This is a genomic window from Ancylobacter defluvii (assembly GCF_018390605.1).
Classification (GTDB): Bacteria; Pseudomonadota; Alphaproteobacteria; order Rhizobiales; family Xanthobacteraceae; genus Ancylobacter; species Ancylobacter defluvii.
Genome location: NZ_JAHBGD010000006.1, coordinates 1 through 13,798 on the forward strand (window position 1 = coordinate 1; position 13,798 = coordinate 13,798).

Genomic DNA, 13,798 nt, shown 5'->3' on the forward strand with positions numbered 1-13,798 from the left:
CGTTCATCTCGCTGGCGCCATGATCTGGCTCAAATGAATGTCGATCCGACCTAGGGCATTTTCGGGCGACGTGGGTCGCGGGCCGCTCGAAAATGCTGGGAAGCAGAAGCCCGGAAATGCTCCGGCGCGGCGCCGGCCCGGCGGCCTCAGTCGTCGAGGGTGATCAGCTGGGTCTCATAGGTGATGTCGGTGTCGAGTTCCTCGATATGCCGGCCGATCAGGCCGTTAAGGCCGACGAGATCGAACGCCCGCAGCGGGATGATGCTCAGATCATTGCCCAGGGTCGGCGTTTCGTCGTCGGTGGTCGCCACCATCACGAAGGCGGCGACGGGTTCGTATTCCTCGCGCGGCTTCTCGCCGGGCTGGCCGTCGAAGAACCAGCCGGTGGCCGGCATTATCTGGCGAATCTCGACGATCCGGTCCGGCATTCGTGCCTCCCTACGCTGACCGGCGCAGGATAGGCGGAGCCGGCGTGCCTCGACAATGCCGCAACCGGAGGTGCCGGGTTCAGAAGTCGCCGGGCTGGCCGTCGAAGAACCAGCCGGTGGCCGGCATTATCTGGCGAATCTCGACGATCCGGTCCGGCATTGGTGCCTCCCTGCGCTGACCGGCGCAGGATAGGCGGAGCCGGCGTGCCTCGACAATGCCACAACCGAGGGCGCGCCGGGTTCAGAAGTCGCGCGCGGCGGCGCGGCGCCTCGCGTGGGCCGCGCCGGGGCGGGCCTCAGCCTTCGGCCGGCAGGTCGCGCAGATAGGGCTCGACCGTGCCCTTGAGCTTCACCGTCATCGGGTTGCCGGCGCGGTCCTTGGCCTTGCCGACCGAGACCCGCACCCAGCCTTCGCTGACGCAGTACTCCTCGACATTGGTCTTCTCGACGCCCTTGAAGCGGATGCCGACGCCGCGCGCCAGCAGCTCCTCATCGTAATAGGGGCTCGACGGATCGCTGGAGAGGCGGTCGGGGAGGGCGGTCGGCTCGGTCATGGGATCCTCGGCACGGCGAAGGAAGGAAAGCCGACACATAGACAAGCTGGCGGGAGAAGCCAATGGCCCGCCATTCGCCGCCGCTGTCGCGTCCCGCCCGATGGGATGGAAAGGCCGAGGCAAGCGGCGCCCTGCGGCGGCGTGCGCCTCGACCCGGCAGCTCGACCGGCGTCTTTGCGAAGCTCGCGCCTTGGCGACGAGAGGGGGATGGCGGAGCCAGCGGCGTGGTCGCCGCCCGGCTGGCGCGCCTTCAGGGCGGGTCAGCCCGGCCGCCGTATGGGACGCCGGCCGGGCAAAGCAATGATAGGGCTGGACGGCGGGCCGGGAACGAGGCCGATCCGCGGGCGTCCGGCCCCGGGCTCGATGCGTCTCAGAGCACCGGGTTCCACACCGCCGGGACCAGGCGGTAGCCATTGCCGGTCTTCTCGGCGTAGCCGACCGCCGGGAACATGAAATGATAGCCGGTCACCTGCATGCGCTCGGCGGCCAGCATGTCCCAGATGCGCTTGCGGGTGGCGATCGCCTTCGCCGCGTCCATGTCGAACATCACTTCCCATTCGGGATTCGCCGCGAACAGCGCCGGATTGTTGGTGGTGTCCGACTGCACGAACAGCTTGCCATTGCCGGAGGCGACGACGAAGGCGGTGTGGCCCGGCGTGTGGCCGACCGCCTCCACCGAGGTGATGCCCGGCGCGATCTCCTTGTCCCAGCCATAGGGCTTCACCCGGCTGTCGACATCCTTGAACACCTTGGCGACATTGGCGAAGGCGCCCTTGCGGCCCTCGGGCGCGCGGCTCGCCTCGCCCTCGTCGGTCCAGAATTTCCACTCCACTTCCGGAACCAGGATCTCCGCATTGGGGAAGGCGAGGGCGCCATCGGCGGCGCGCAGGCCGTTAATGTGGTCGCCGTGGAAATGCGAGATGATCACGGTGGAGATGTCGGACGGCTTCACCCCCGCCCAGGCGAGATTGGCCATCAGCTTGCCGACGGTGGCGTTGCCCGCCTGCGGGCCGTTGCCGGTGTCGATCAGCACCAGCTTGCCGCCGGTGTTGATGAGCAGCGGGTTGAACTGGTTCATCAGCTGGTCCTTCGGCAGGAAGGCCTGCTCCAGCGCCGTATTGATCTGGTCGCGCGAGGCGTTGCGCACGAAGCCGTCCTGCAGCGGGCCGACGCGGGCGCCGTCGCTGACCGCCGTCACCTCGATGTCGCCGACCTTGTAGCGGTAGAGGCTCGGCACCTGCTGGCCGGACGGCGTCTGCGCGGTGGCGGAGGTGGCGGCGATGCCGGTCATTGCAAGGCCTCCCAAGGCGGTGGCGGCGGGGAGCGTGGCGGAGGCGAGCAGGGCGTCACGGCGGGAAACGGTCGTCATGGCGGACTCCTTCGGGCTGGTCGATGCCGGCGGCGGGGCCGCGCAGCGCGGCGCGGGAGAAGCTAGGGCTTCGCTCCCCGAGCGTCACGGCGACGGGTATCACGTTCGGGTGAGAGGCTCAGAAGTGGTATTTGTAGCCGAGCTCGATGGCGTCGTAGGACACATCGCCGTTCTTCCAGTCGCGCTCCAGCTTGACCGACACCGAATGCGCGTCGCTGAGGCGGAAGTCGAACTGGGTGGAAAGCTCGGGGGTCTCGTAGGCATAGGCAGTGTCGAACGCGTTGCGGTAACGCGCGGCGATGACGGTCCAGGTAACGACGGAGGACAGCTTCACGTTCAACGAGCCGGTGACGCTGTAATAGGCGAAATCGGTGGCGTTGCTCGGCATGTGGCTGCCGAGCGCCGCGACGCCGGCGATCGACCACAGGTCGTTCAGCGCATGGCTGTAGCCGAGCGTGCCCTCGACGTTCCAGGCATAGGCGTTGGTGTGGGCGGTGTCGTAATATTTCGCCGAGCCGCCGAGGCTGACATTGTTGTCGAAGGTGTGGGCATAGCTCAGCTGGGTATCGGTCGACTTGGTGGAGGAGAAGTCGCCCGGCGCCCGCTCGCTCGCCACCGAGATGCCGATGACGTTGCTGCCGGCATGGGCCGGGCTGGCGGCAAGCGCCAGCGCGACCGGGAGCATGGCGGCGATGATGCGCGCGTCAGTGCGCTTTCTTCTTCCGGCTGCTGAGAAGCACATAGGTCGTTGCCGCCACCAAGGTTAGAGCCACGAAAATCACCCCGACCACGTTGATGACCGGCGACAGGCCGAAACGCAACCGCGAGGCGATCTCCGTCACCAGGGTCCATTCGCCGCCGATGGCGAATACGGTGGTGTTGTAGTTCTCGAAGGATTGCAGGAAGGCGACGACGGCGGCGGTGAAGGCGGTCGGCGCCAGGAAGGGCAGGGTGATGCGGCGGAACACCAGCATATGGCTGGCGCCGAGGTCGAGCGCCGCCTCCTCCAGCGTGCGGTCCTGCCGTTGCAGGCGGGCGAGGAACAGCAGCATGGCGTAGGAGGCGATGAAGCTCGATTGCGCCATCACCGCCACGAACAGGCCGCCGGGCACGCCGAATTCGCGCCAGAAGATCAGGCTGGAAATGCCGAGGATGATGCCGGGCGTCAGCACCGGCGACACCAGCACCGAATACAGCACGGTGCCGGAGCGCTGGCCGAGCCGGGTGAGAATCAGCGCGCCGGCGAGGCCGCAGGGGATCGAGACGACGATCACCCCCAGCGCCACCATTACCGAATTGATCAGCCCCTGGATGAGGCGCCCGTCATGGGCGAGCGCCACGAACCATTGCAGGGTGAAGCCGCGCCACTGGGTGACGGAGGGATAGTCATAGGCATTGAACGCCGCCGCCGACATCACCGCCAGCGGCAGGAACAGATAGAGGCAGAACAGGCCGATATAGATGTTGAGGATGAGCCGGGCGCCGGCGCTGTCATTGGCGGTGCTCATTTCGCGATGTCCCTGAGGCCGACGCCGAACAGGCGCATCATGATCAGGATGAAGGCGGTGCAGACCACCAGCAGCGACACCGCATAGGCCGAGCCCATGTTCCAGTTGTTGCTCTCGTAGAACTGCCGGTAGACCAGCTGCGAGAACCAGTCGCCGCCCTGGCCGCGGGTCATGATCGCCGGCACCGAATAGGAGCCGGCCGACAGCATGAAGGTCATGATGCAGCCCACCGCGATGCCGGGCTTGGCGTGCGGGATGATCACCCGCCGGTGGATGCGGAAGGAGGAGGCGCCGAGATCGCGCGCCGCCTCGATCTGGTTGCGGTCCAGCGTCTCCAGCGTGTTCACCATCGGGAACACCATGAACAGCACATAGGTGTAGATCATCGCCAGGAACACGGCGGAGGGATTTTCCAGGAAGGGAATCCAGCCGCGATTGTCGAGATCGACCATGCCGAGCCAGGCGAGGATGCCGTTGATGACGCCGCGATAGTCGAGGATCATCAGCCAGGCATAGACGCGCAGCAATTCGTTGATGGCGTAGGGCACGATCAGCGCCACGGTGAGCACGATGGCCTTGCGCGGCCCGCTCGCCAGCGCCACCGCATAGGCCATCGGGTAGCAGACGACGAGCGCGAGCGCGGTGACCATCAGCGCGTAGAAGATGGTGCGCACGAAGATGTAGAAGTGCAGCGCGCTCATGCGGGTGAAGTTCGCCAAGCCGTAGGTCTTGGGCGGATTGGTCTCCTGCGCCTCCAATTCGGTGGCCAGCGCCTGCTTCTGCGCAATCTGCGCTTCGAAGCCGGCCTTCCTGGCGGCGTCGGTCTCGCCGGCGGCGTCGAGCTGCAGCGTCGCCATGTCGTTGTAGAGGCGGTCGATCTGCAGGGTGATGTCGCCCTTGGAGTCCTTCCACCACAGCGACTGCTCGATCATGGCGCCGAGCGGCACCACGATCAGGGCCAGGATCCACAAGGCGGCGATGGCGAGCAGCAGCACGCCGAGGCCGCGGCCATAGGCCCGGAACAGGCTAGCCATGGGCGAGCGCCCCCTCGGCATAGACCCGTGCGTCCTCGCGGCCGAAGCCGAGCACCAGGTCGGAGGGCAGTTCGCGCATCGCCGGGCCGTTGGCGAGGGTGACGGTGAGGGTCTGGCCGCCGGTGACGCATTCGAGATTGACCGACGGGCCTTCGAGATGGCGGGCCTTCAGCGTCACGGGGATGCTGTTGTCGCGGGTGGCGCCCAGCGTCATCCGCTCAGGCCGCACCATCACCAGCACCGGGGCGCCGATGGCGGGCGTGCCGACCTCGCGGCCCTCGATGGGGCCGAGCGGGGTGTCGACGCTGGCGGCGCCGTTGGAGATCCGCCGCAGCGTGCCGCGGATCACGTTCTGCTCGCCGACGAAGGTGGCGACGAAGGGCGTCGCCGGCTCGGCATAGAGCGTGTCCGGCGCGGCGACCTGTTCGAGCCGGCCGCGGCTCATCACCGCGACGCGATCCGACATGGCGAGCGCCTCGCCCTGGTCGTGGGTGATGTAGATGAAGGTGATGCCGACGCGCTTCTGGATGGCGCGCAATTCGGCGCGCATGTGCTGGCGCAGCTTGAGGTCGAGCGCCGAGAGCGGCTCGTCCAGCAGAAGCACGGACGGCTCCACGGCAAGAGCGCGGGCGATGGCGACGCGCTGGCGCTGGCCGCCGGACAGGTCGGAGGGCTTCTTGTCGCCATAGCCGCCGAGCGCGACCAGTTCGAGCAGCTCCTGCGCCCGCTTCAGCCGCTCCGCCTTCGCGACGCCGCGGGCCTCGAGCCCGAAGGCGACGTTCTCGGCGACGCTCATCAGCGGGAACAGCGCGAGGTTCTGGAAGATCAGCGCGGTGGGACGCTCGTTCGGACCCTTGCCGGCCATGTCCTCGCCGCCGATCAGCACCCGGCCGATGGTCGGCTCGATGAAGCCTGAGACGGTGCGCAGGATCGTGGTCTTGCCGCAGCCGGAAGGGCCGAGGATGGAGAAGAACTCGCCGGCCTCGATGGTGAGGTTCAGCGGCTGCACCGCGATGGAATCGCCGAAGCGAATGGAGACCTGGTCGAGACGTACGTCCTTGCCGCGCATGGGGCGTTCCGCAAACGAGGGAGGGGAGCGGCGACCGGAGCGGATCCGGCGGTACAACTTCCGGTGCGGTGACGTTACGAGAATGCCCGGAAGCCGAAAAGACGGTCCCCGGGACAGGCCCGGGGACGCAAGGCACGCGGGGCGAGCGAGCGCTCGCCGCCGCGTTCAGGCGTGCGGTGCGCGCAAACTCACGCGTTGGTCAGCTTCTCGACATACTCGCCGCGGAGCTTGGCGTAGAAGTCGGTCTGCATCGGCCACCAGAACAGGTTGTCGATGGCACCCGCCGGGTAGGCGGCCTGGAAGGCGGCGCGGGCTTCCTCGGAGAGGAACGCATCAGCCCCCTTGGCGCAGGAATTGTAGCCGGTGGTGTTGGCGAAGCGGGCGCCGACTTCCGGCTGGTAGAGGAAGTTGGCGAAGGCGTAGGCCTGCTCGAGATTGGCGGCGCCAGCGGGGATAGCCAGCGTGTCGGTCCAGGCGAGGCCGCCTTCCTTCGGCATGCCGTAGCTCCACTTCTTGTCGGTCTTCTGGTGGAGCAGGATGCCGGTGGTGTCCCAGGTCTGGCCGATGGTGCAGCCGGCGTCGGTGAAGGCGGCGGTCGCCTCGGTGGCGTTGTTCCAGAACGCGCCGACATTGCCGCGATGCTCGACGATGAACTTCAGCACGCCGTCGAAGACGCGGCGGGCGTCGGCTTCCGACTTGTAGAGGTCGAGGCCGCGGTTGGACGGCAGGGTGCCGTTGGCGTCGAGATAGAGGGCGACGCCGTTGAACACCGACTTCTGGCGGATGGCGGTCTGCTTGGGGTGGCCGGCGAGCCACATGTCGCCATAGGAAATCTCGCCCGACTTCTTGGCGAACTTGGTCGAATCCCAGGTCACGCCCTCGGTGCCCCAGTCGAACGGCACCAGATAGCGCTTGCCGCGATGGGCGGCGCCGAGGGTCAGCGAATTGCGGTAGATCGAGGGGATGACGTTCTCGACCTTGAACTTCGCGTCGTCGATCGGCTGCAGCAGGTTGTCCTTGTAGTAGTTCGGACCGGTATCGACCGAGGGGAACAGCAGGTCGAAGCCCTTGCCGCCGGCGGCGCGCAGCTTGTTCTCGGCTTCCTCGTTGGAGCCGTAGGTCGACAGGTTCACCTTGACGCCGGTGGCGTTGGTGAAGTCAGCCAGGATGGTGTTCTTGTCGAAATAGTCACCCCAGGCATACACATCGACCGAGCCGGAAGTGGCCAGCGCGTCATGGGCGCGCAGCACCACCGGGGCGGCGAGGGCGAAGGCGCCGGCCTTCATGAAGTTACGGCGGGAAAAGCGGGTCATTTGATCCTCCCAATGCCCAGCGGGCGAGTGGCGCTCGCTCTAGTGCCGGGCGATGAACGAACGATGACACGCGCGGCGGACAGCGGAAAGCGAACGTCGCGGTGCAACAAGAGATTTGTCGCATTTGTTCAAGGTTGGCGCACAGCTGTGCATCGGCCGCCCCGGCCGGGCAGGGGTGCGACAATCTGTCGTGCGTGCAGGTGCTGGCGGGGCCGGGGCGAAGCATTAGATTGCGCTCACCCGATGATCCGGGCCCCTCTGACGCGAGCCGTGCCGGCGTTCGCGTGATGTCGGATCGCTTTCCGACGTCATGCCGGCGTAGAGGCTGTGTCTTCCCTATGAAATTTATACGGTCGAAAGTTGCATCCCGTTACGGTTGCCGCGCGTTGATGCGCGTTGCCGGAGAGGAGTGACCGATGGACTATCTCATGCAGCTCGCCGCCGATCCCGCGGCCTGGGCGGCTCTCGTGACGCTGATCGCCATGGAAGTGGTGCTCGGCATCGACAACCTGCTGTTCATTTCGATCCTGACCAACAAGCTGCCCGAGGACATCCGTCCCCGCGCACGCCGCATCGGCATCGGCCTCGCGCTGATCATGCGGCTCGGCCTGTTGAGCACGGTGGCGTTCATCGTCCAGCTGACGACGCCGATCTTCACCTTGTTCGACCACGCCTTCTCCTGGCGCGACCTGATCCTCATCGCCGGCGGCCTGTTCCTGGTGTGGAAGGCGACGAAGGAAATCCACCACAGCATGGAGCCGCATGACGAGGACGCGCCCGGCGTCGGCAAGCTGGTGGACATCACCTTCAGCGCCGCGATCGTGCAGATCCTCATCCTCGACCTGGTGTTCTCGATCGACAGCATCATCACCGCGGTGGGCATGACCGACCACATCCCGATCATGGTGATCGCGGTGATCTTCGCGGTGATGACCATGCTGTTCGCGGCGGGCCCGCTGGCGAACTTCATCAACCGTAACCCCACCATCGTGATGCTGGCGCTGGGCTTCCTGCTGCTCATCGGCACCACGCTGATCGCCGAAGGCTTCGGGGCGCATGTGCCGAAGGGCTACATCTACACGGCGATGGCGTTCTCGGCGGCGATCGAGGGGCTCAACATGCTGCAGCGCAAGCGCCGGCCGGTCTAAGGCCTGCGGACAGCGCGTGAAACATCGACGGCGGGCTTCGGCCCGCCGTTTGCGTTTGCGGCTTCGTTTGTTTGCGGCCCCAACTGCATTTGCGGCACCGGCCGGCTTCGCCGTGCGAAACGCGAAGGCACGGTGGCGGGACGATGCTATGCTCGGCGTTGACACCGCAATGCGGGCCGCCGAGGAGTTCGCCGATGACCGATGACGACGCGTCGCTGCCGCCGGATGCGGCGGCGGTGCCTGCCGACAGCAAGCTCACCCGCAGCAAGCGCAGCTGGGCGCAGAGCGGCAAGTTCCTTACCGGACGGGTCTCCCGGCCCGAGACGGAGCGGCTGCCGCCCGGCCAGCATCTGGTGCGCGACTGGCCGGTGCTGGACCTCGGCCTGCAGCCGGAAATCCCGCTCGACCACTGGCGCCTCGACGTCAGCGGGGCGGTGGAGCACCCGGTCTCGTGGAACTGGAGCGAGTTCCTCGCCCAGAAGCAGAGCCGCGAGGTGACCGACATCCACTGCGTCACCACCTGGTCGCGCTACGACAATAATTGGGAAGGCCTCCTCACCCGCGACCTGCTCGACATCGTGATGCCGAAGCCGACGGCGGGCTTCGTGCTGCTGCGCTCCTATGACGGCTACACCACCAATATGGCGCTGGAGGACTTCGCGGCAGAGGACGCGATGCTGGTGCACAGCTGGGAGGGCCGGCCGCTGACCCGCGAGCATGGCGGGCCGGTGCGGCTGATGGTGCCGCATCTGTATTTCTGGAAGAGCGCCAAGTGGCTGCAGCAGATCGAGTTCCGTCCCGCCGACAGACGCGGCTTCTGGGAGGAGAACGGCTACCACAACCATGCCGACCCGTGGAAAGAGGAGCGCTACTCCGCCGACGAGTGAGCCGGCCGGCGCGAGTTTCCCAAACGGAAAGCTGCACCGGCTTCACCGGGCGCGGTGCGCGGCCGGATAGCGGGGGTGACGATGGCCGGGAGCCGCCGGCGTGAGCGAGGCTCAGCGCGGCCGGCGGGCGCTCGGGCGCAGGAAGGCCGGCGGGACGGCCCTGGCGAGCCGCGGCGAGGGTTTCTCGCCGCTATCGACTGGCTGGCGCATCGGCAGACGCGACACCGGCGGCCGGGCGGGCGTCGGCTGCGGCTCTCGATAAGCCGGCGAATCATCCATTGGCCGCGATTGCCTGCCGAAAGCCGCGGCAGGCGGGAGGTCGACGGCGACCGTTTCGCGCGGTGGCGGGTCGTCGCAGGCGATGGCGAGTTCGTTACGCAGCTTCGCCCAGGTCTCGGCGAGGATAGAGGCGTCCCAGTCCGGCGCATCGCGGGCCGCGTCGTCGAACTCCCAGAAATGATCGGCCTCCAGCGCCGCGGGAGCGGGTGGCGGCGACCGGAGCGGGGCGGCGACCGGCGCCGGCGCGGCCAGCGCGGCAGAAGCGGGGCGCGGCCGGACGAGAACCACGGCCCGTAGCGGGGCCGCCGGTCGGGGTGCCGCGACCTTCCGCTTGGGGGCCGCCAGTTTGGTGCTCTCCCGGCTGGGACGTTCCCACTTGCCCCATTTGCCGGATTCCCACTCGTTGAGCGCCCACATCAGCGCGGCGCCAAGGCCGGCACCGGCACACATATCGAGGAAGCGGACGCCGGGAACCACCAGGACGTACAGCACGCACAGGGCCGCCACGCCGACACAGCATGCGAGCGCCTGCCATTTGGATTGCATGTCCGACGTCCCCAAGGGCATTTGGGAAATTATAGCTGATTCGTCGGCAATCTCAGAAGGTTAGGCCTCGCAAGCGTGGGGTTGGGAGATTCGGTGCCGGAGTAAGTGCTCGATCGCCCGTTCGCCGGGCGGGACTGGGGAGCCGGCCTTGGCGGGACGGGAAGATTTCGGAGGCGGCGTGATCGGCGACCGCTTGCGGGTGTGGGAGCCTCGAAGGGGCTGGTGCCGGTTGAGGGGATTGAACCCCCGACCTTCGGTTTACAAAACCGCTGCTCTACCGCTGAGCTAAACCGGCCCGCATGCTGTATTTCCGATGCAAATCAGCAACTTATTCGGTTCGGACGCAAGGCGAACCGAATGTGACGTGCCGTTCTACAAGCCTGCCGTCGCGAGACGCCACGACGGCTTCTTCGCTCATGGGTGGCTTCTGGTCAAGACGTCGGCGCTTGGCCTGTTCAGCCTGATTCGGCGCACGGCTCACGTGGTGACAGCGGTTGCATCGCCGCAGCGGCCGACAATATCCGCTTCGGGCGATGGGAGGCACCGCAGCCGGAAGCGTGCCGTCCGGCGCCACGCGGCGATATTGGGGTACGTGATGCAGCGGTGCCGGAAAATCCTGCATTGAAAGTGTCGTAGGGTTCTGCGAGATCATTCAGGTTGGGTATTCCGGTCGAGGCGACCGGAAAAACGGGGCCTGTCGGCGCCCAAGGGCGTCGTGCAGCCGTTCTTGGGAGGCTGAAATCCAATGAAGCGACATATTTTCGGGCTGGCGGCGCTGGTGCTCGCCGTCTCGGCGGGCGGAGCCTCCGCCCAGACCATGAGTTTTGCCGACGCCGGCGCGCTCATCGCCAAGAGCTGCGGCGCCTCGATCGAGCGCTTCTGCGCCCGCGATGACATCGGCACCGGCAAGGTCGCTTCCTGCCTGCAGGGACACCAGAAGGACGTGCCGCAGCAGTGTTTCGCCGCCCTCCAGCAGGCCGAGGCCGGCACCACGGCGCGCCTCGCCGCCCAGCAGGCCACCTTCGGGCTCTGCCAGGACGATGCCCGCCAGTTCTGCAAGGGCGTGAAGCCCGGCGACGCCAACCTGCTCGACTGCCTGCTCGCCTCCTACAAGGTGGTGAAGGGCGCGTGCCGGCAGGGACTGACCGATGCCGGTTGGGCGAACTGATCCTCGCGGCAGGTTTCAAGGGAAAGACACGACCATGACAGCTTTCACCCGCCGCGCCGCCGGCTTTGCCCTCGTCGCCGGTCTCGCGCTCGGCGCCTCGTTCGGTTTCGTCGACCGCGCGGGCGCCCAGTCGCCGATGAGCAGCGCCGAAATCACCAAGCAACTGTCCGAGGTAACTGAGTTCGATCCGAGCCTCACCGCGCAGGTGCTGCAGGGCATGGCGCAGCGCGCCGTGCAGGCCAACCAGCCGCTGCCGCTCGACCAGTCGGAGATTGCCAAGCGTCTCGCCAAGCTGGCGCAGATCGATGTGCAGATCCAGTTCGCGCTCAACTCGGCGGTCATCCGCCCGCAATCCTATGCGGCGCTCGGCTCCATCGCCGATGCGATGCACCATCCGATCCTGTGGAACTATCGCTTCCTCGTCGTCGGCAATACCGACACCACCGGCACCCGCGCCGTCAACCTGGCGCTCAGCCAGAAGCGCGCCGAAGCCATCAAGGAAGCGCTGGTCAATCTCGGCAAGGTCGATCCGGCGCGCCTCGACGCCGTCGGCCTCGGCCAGGAGGCGCTCGAAGTGCCGTCCAAGCCGACCGACCCGATCAATCGCCGCGTCGAGATCTTCACCATCGGCACCATGAAGGCGATGCCCAAGCCGCTGCAGTGACGCTGCCGACATGGGTCCACCCTTCACCGGGTGGTCGTCCGACAGGCAAGGCCGCCGGGTGGAGACGCCCGGCGGCTTTTCTTTAACGCCGCGGCGGGCGGCGAATCGGCGTCGGCGCGCGCGGACGGGTTGTCGGCCAGCGAATGGCGGGAAAAACCGTTCACCTCGGCGCCGACATGTTCTAGTGAGGCACCGCCCGCCCGGTAGCGGGCGCCCGACACACACAAGCGAGCATGAGACAATGAGCATCAACAGAATCGAGCCCGGCACCCGCATGAGCCAGGCCGTGGTCCATGGATCGGTCGCCTATCTCGCCGGGCAGGTCGCGCTCGGTCCCAGCGTCGCCGAACAGACCAAGGGCGTGCTCGCCCAGATCGACGCGCTGCTTGCCGCGGCCGGCACCGACAAGACCAAGCTGCTGACCGCCACCATCTATCTCGCCGACATCTCCACCTTCGCCGAGATGAACGCGGTGTGGGACGGCTGGGTCGCCGCCGGCGGTGCGCCGGCCCGCGCCACCGTCGAAGCGGCGCTGGCCACGCCGGACTACAAGGTCGAGATCGTGGTGACCGCGGCGATCTGAGGCGCGCGGGCCTCAACGCAAATGAAACGGCCCCGCCGATGTCCCGGCGGGGCCGTTTTCATGTCTGCACAAAGAGATGGCCCCCGTTGCGGGTCGGGGGCCCGAGGCGGCGACCGGAGCAATCGACCGGCCGCGCAGCATCCGGCAATGCGGCGCCCGTTATCCGGGCGCCGCCGTCGCTCAGTGCCAGTTCTCGATGTCGCGGTCCTTGGTTTCCGGCGCGAACAGCAAGCCGACGACGACGGTCAGCAATGCCACCACGATCGGGTACCAGAGGCCGTAATAGATGTCGCCGGTGGCTGCCACCATGGCGAAGGCGGTGGTGGGCAGGAAGCCGCCGAACCAGCCATTGCCGATGTGGTAGGGCAGCGACATCGCGGTATAGCGGATGCGGGTGGGGAACAGCTCCACCAGCCAGGCGGCGATCGGGCCGTACACCATGGTGACGAACAGCACCAGGATGGTGAGCAGCGCCACCACCATCGGCGTGTTGATCTGCGCCGGGTCCGCCTTGGCGGGGTAGCCGGCCGCGCGGATGGCCGCCGTCATCTCGGCATTGAAGGCGTCCGACTGGGTCTTGAAGGTCGCCGCGTCGAGCCCGGCGCCGTTGAACGAGCTCAGCACCTTGTCGCCGACATGGATGCTGGCGACGGTGCCGGCCGGCGCCGCCTCGTTGGAATAGTTCACCGAGTTGCGCGCCAGGAACGACTTGGCGATGTCGCACGAACTGACGAACTTGGAGGTGCCGACCGGGTTGAACTGGAAGGAACACTCGCTGGGATCGGCGACCACGCGTACCGGCGAGGTGGCCTGCGCGGTCTCCAGTGCCGGGTTGGCGTAGTGGGTGATGGCCGCGAAGATCGGGAAGTAGGTCAGCGCCGCGATGAGGCAGCCGCCGAGGATGATCGGCTTGCGGCCGATCTTGTCCGACAGCCAGCCGAACACGATGAAGAACGGCGTGCCGATCAGCAGCGAGACGGCGATGAGGATGTTGGCGGTGGCGCCGTCGACCTTCAGCGTCTGGGTGAGGAAGAACAGCGCGTAGAACTGGCCGGTGTACCAGACCACCGCCTGGCCGGCGGTGCCGCCCAGCAGCGCGACGAGGCCGACCTTGGCGTTTTCCCACTTGCCGAAGGCCTCGGTGAGCGGCGCCTTCGAGGTCTTGCCCTCTGCCTTCATCTTCTTGAAGGCCGGCGATTCGTTCAGCGTGAGACGGATCCACACCGAGACGGCGAGCAGGATGATCGA

At 67.0% G+C, this 13,798-nt stretch carries 15 protein-coding genes and 1 tRNA gene; 5 read left to right on the forward strand and 11 right to left on the reverse strand.

Going from position 1 to position 13,798, the window contains the following annotated elements:
- Positions 1 to 146: 146 nt before the first annotated feature.
- The 8 genes from KHC24_RS06715 to KHC24_RS06750 form a co-directional block, all read right to left on the reverse strand.
- On the reverse strand, positions 147 to 428 hold the full coding sequence (locus tag KHC24_RS06715) for a hypothetical protein (protein ID WP_213361411.1): 282 nt from the start codon (positions 426 to 428) through the stop codon (positions 147 to 149).
- A gap of 296 nt (positions 429 to 724) precedes the next feature.
- Entirely contained in the window at positions 725 to 982 is a 258-nt protein-coding gene (locus KHC24_RS06720; protein WP_213361413.1) for a DUF3297 family protein, read from the reverse strand.
- 370 nt (positions 983 to 1,352) lie between these two features.
- Entirely contained in the window at positions 1,353 to 2,351 is a 999-nt protein-coding gene (locus KHC24_RS06725) for an MBL fold metallo-hydrolase (RefSeq protein ID WP_213361420.1), read from the reverse strand.
- 118 nt (positions 2,352 to 2,469) lie between these two features.
- Positions 2,470 to 3,036, reverse strand: a complete 567-nt coding sequence (locus KHC24_RS06730; protein ID WP_213361422.1) for a hypothetical protein — start codon at positions 3,034 to 3,036, stop codon at positions 2,470 to 2,472.
- A gap of 19 nt (positions 3,037 to 3,055) precedes the next feature.
- Positions 3,056 to 3,859 (reverse strand): ABC transporter permease, encoded by an 804-nt coding sequence (locus KHC24_RS06735; RefSeq protein ID WP_213361424.1) that lies wholly within the window; start codon positions 3,857 to 3,859, stop codon positions 3,056 to 3,058.
- Positions 3,856 to 4,893 (reverse strand): ABC transporter permease, encoded by a 1,038-nt coding sequence (locus KHC24_RS06740; protein ID WP_213361431.1) that lies wholly within the window; start codon positions 4,891 to 4,893, stop codon positions 3,856 to 3,858. The genes KHC24_RS06735 and KHC24_RS06740 overlap by 4 nt, the downstream gene beginning before the upstream one ends.
- On the reverse strand, positions 4,886 to 5,962 hold the full coding sequence (locus tag KHC24_RS06745; protein ID WP_213361433.1) for an ABC transporter ATP-binding protein: 1,077 nt from the start codon (positions 5,960 to 5,962) through the stop codon (positions 4,886 to 4,888). The genes KHC24_RS06740 and KHC24_RS06745 overlap by 8 nt, the downstream gene beginning before the upstream one ends.
- 188 nt (positions 5,963 to 6,150) lie before the next feature.
- Positions 6,151 to 7,275: an extracellular solute-binding protein gene (locus KHC24_RS06750; RefSeq protein WP_246546290.1), complete on the reverse strand. Its 1,125-nt coding sequence runs from the start codon at positions 7,273 to 7,275 to the stop codon at positions 6,151 to 6,153.
- 416 nt (positions 7,276 to 7,691) lie between these two features.
- Here KHC24_RS06750 and KHC24_RS06755 point away from each other — a divergent pair, with 416 nt between their 5' ends.
- Together KHC24_RS06755 and KHC24_RS06760 are read left to right on the forward strand one after the other, a co-directional pair.
- Positions 7,692 to 8,423, forward strand: a complete 732-nt coding sequence (locus KHC24_RS06755; RefSeq protein WP_213361435.1) for a TerC family protein — start codon at positions 7,692 to 7,694, stop codon at positions 8,421 to 8,423.
- Positions 8,424 to 8,617: 194 nt separating this feature from the next.
- On the forward strand, positions 8,618 to 9,310 hold the full coding sequence (locus KHC24_RS06760) for a sulfite oxidase-like oxidoreductase (RefSeq protein WP_213361437.1): 693 nt from the start codon (positions 8,618 to 8,620) through the stop codon (positions 9,308 to 9,310).
- 111 nt (positions 9,311 to 9,421) lie between these two features.
- On the opposite strand, the gene KHC24_RS06765 is transcribed toward KHC24_RS06760, so the two are convergent.
- Together KHC24_RS06765 and KHC24_RS06770 are read right to left on the reverse strand one after the other, a co-directional pair.
- A complete protein-coding gene (locus KHC24_RS06765) occupies positions 9,422 to 10,135 on the reverse strand; it encodes a hypothetical protein (protein WP_213361439.1) in 714 nt (237 codons plus the stop codon).
- 220 nt (positions 10,136 to 10,355) lie between these two features.
- Positions 10,356 to 10,430, reverse strand: a tRNA-Thr gene (locus KHC24_RS06770).
- A 450-nt stretch (positions 10,431 to 10,880) separates the two neighbouring features.
- Between KHC24_RS06770 and KHC24_RS06775 the strand changes: the two genes are divergently transcribed.
- The 3 genes from KHC24_RS06775 (at position 10,881) to KHC24_RS06785 (ending at position 12,550) form a co-directional block, all read left to right on the forward strand.
- Positions 10,881 to 11,303 carry a cysteine rich repeat-containing protein gene (locus KHC24_RS06775; RefSeq protein WP_213361441.1) on the forward strand — a complete coding sequence of 141 codons (423 nt, stop codon included), beginning with the start codon at positions 10,881 to 10,883 and terminating at the stop codon, positions 11,301 to 11,303.
- Between the two features lie 34 nt (positions 11,304 to 11,337).
- Positions 11,338 to 11,967 (forward strand): OmpA family protein, encoded by a 630-nt coding sequence (locus KHC24_RS06780; RefSeq protein WP_213361443.1) that lies wholly within the window; start codon positions 11,338 to 11,340, stop codon positions 11,965 to 11,967.
- A 241-nt stretch (positions 11,968 to 12,208) separates the two neighbouring features.
- Positions 12,209 to 12,550: a RidA family protein gene (locus tag KHC24_RS06785; protein WP_213361451.1), complete on the forward strand. Its 342-nt coding sequence runs from the start codon at positions 12,209 to 12,211 to the stop codon at positions 12,548 to 12,550.
- 180 nt (positions 12,551 to 12,730) lie between these two features.
- On the opposite strand, the gene KHC24_RS25000 is transcribed toward KHC24_RS06785, so the two are convergent.
- On the reverse strand, positions 12,731 to 13,798 hold a 1,068-nt coding region (locus KHC24_RS25000), incomplete at its 5' end, for an MFS transporter (RefSeq protein WP_246546294.1).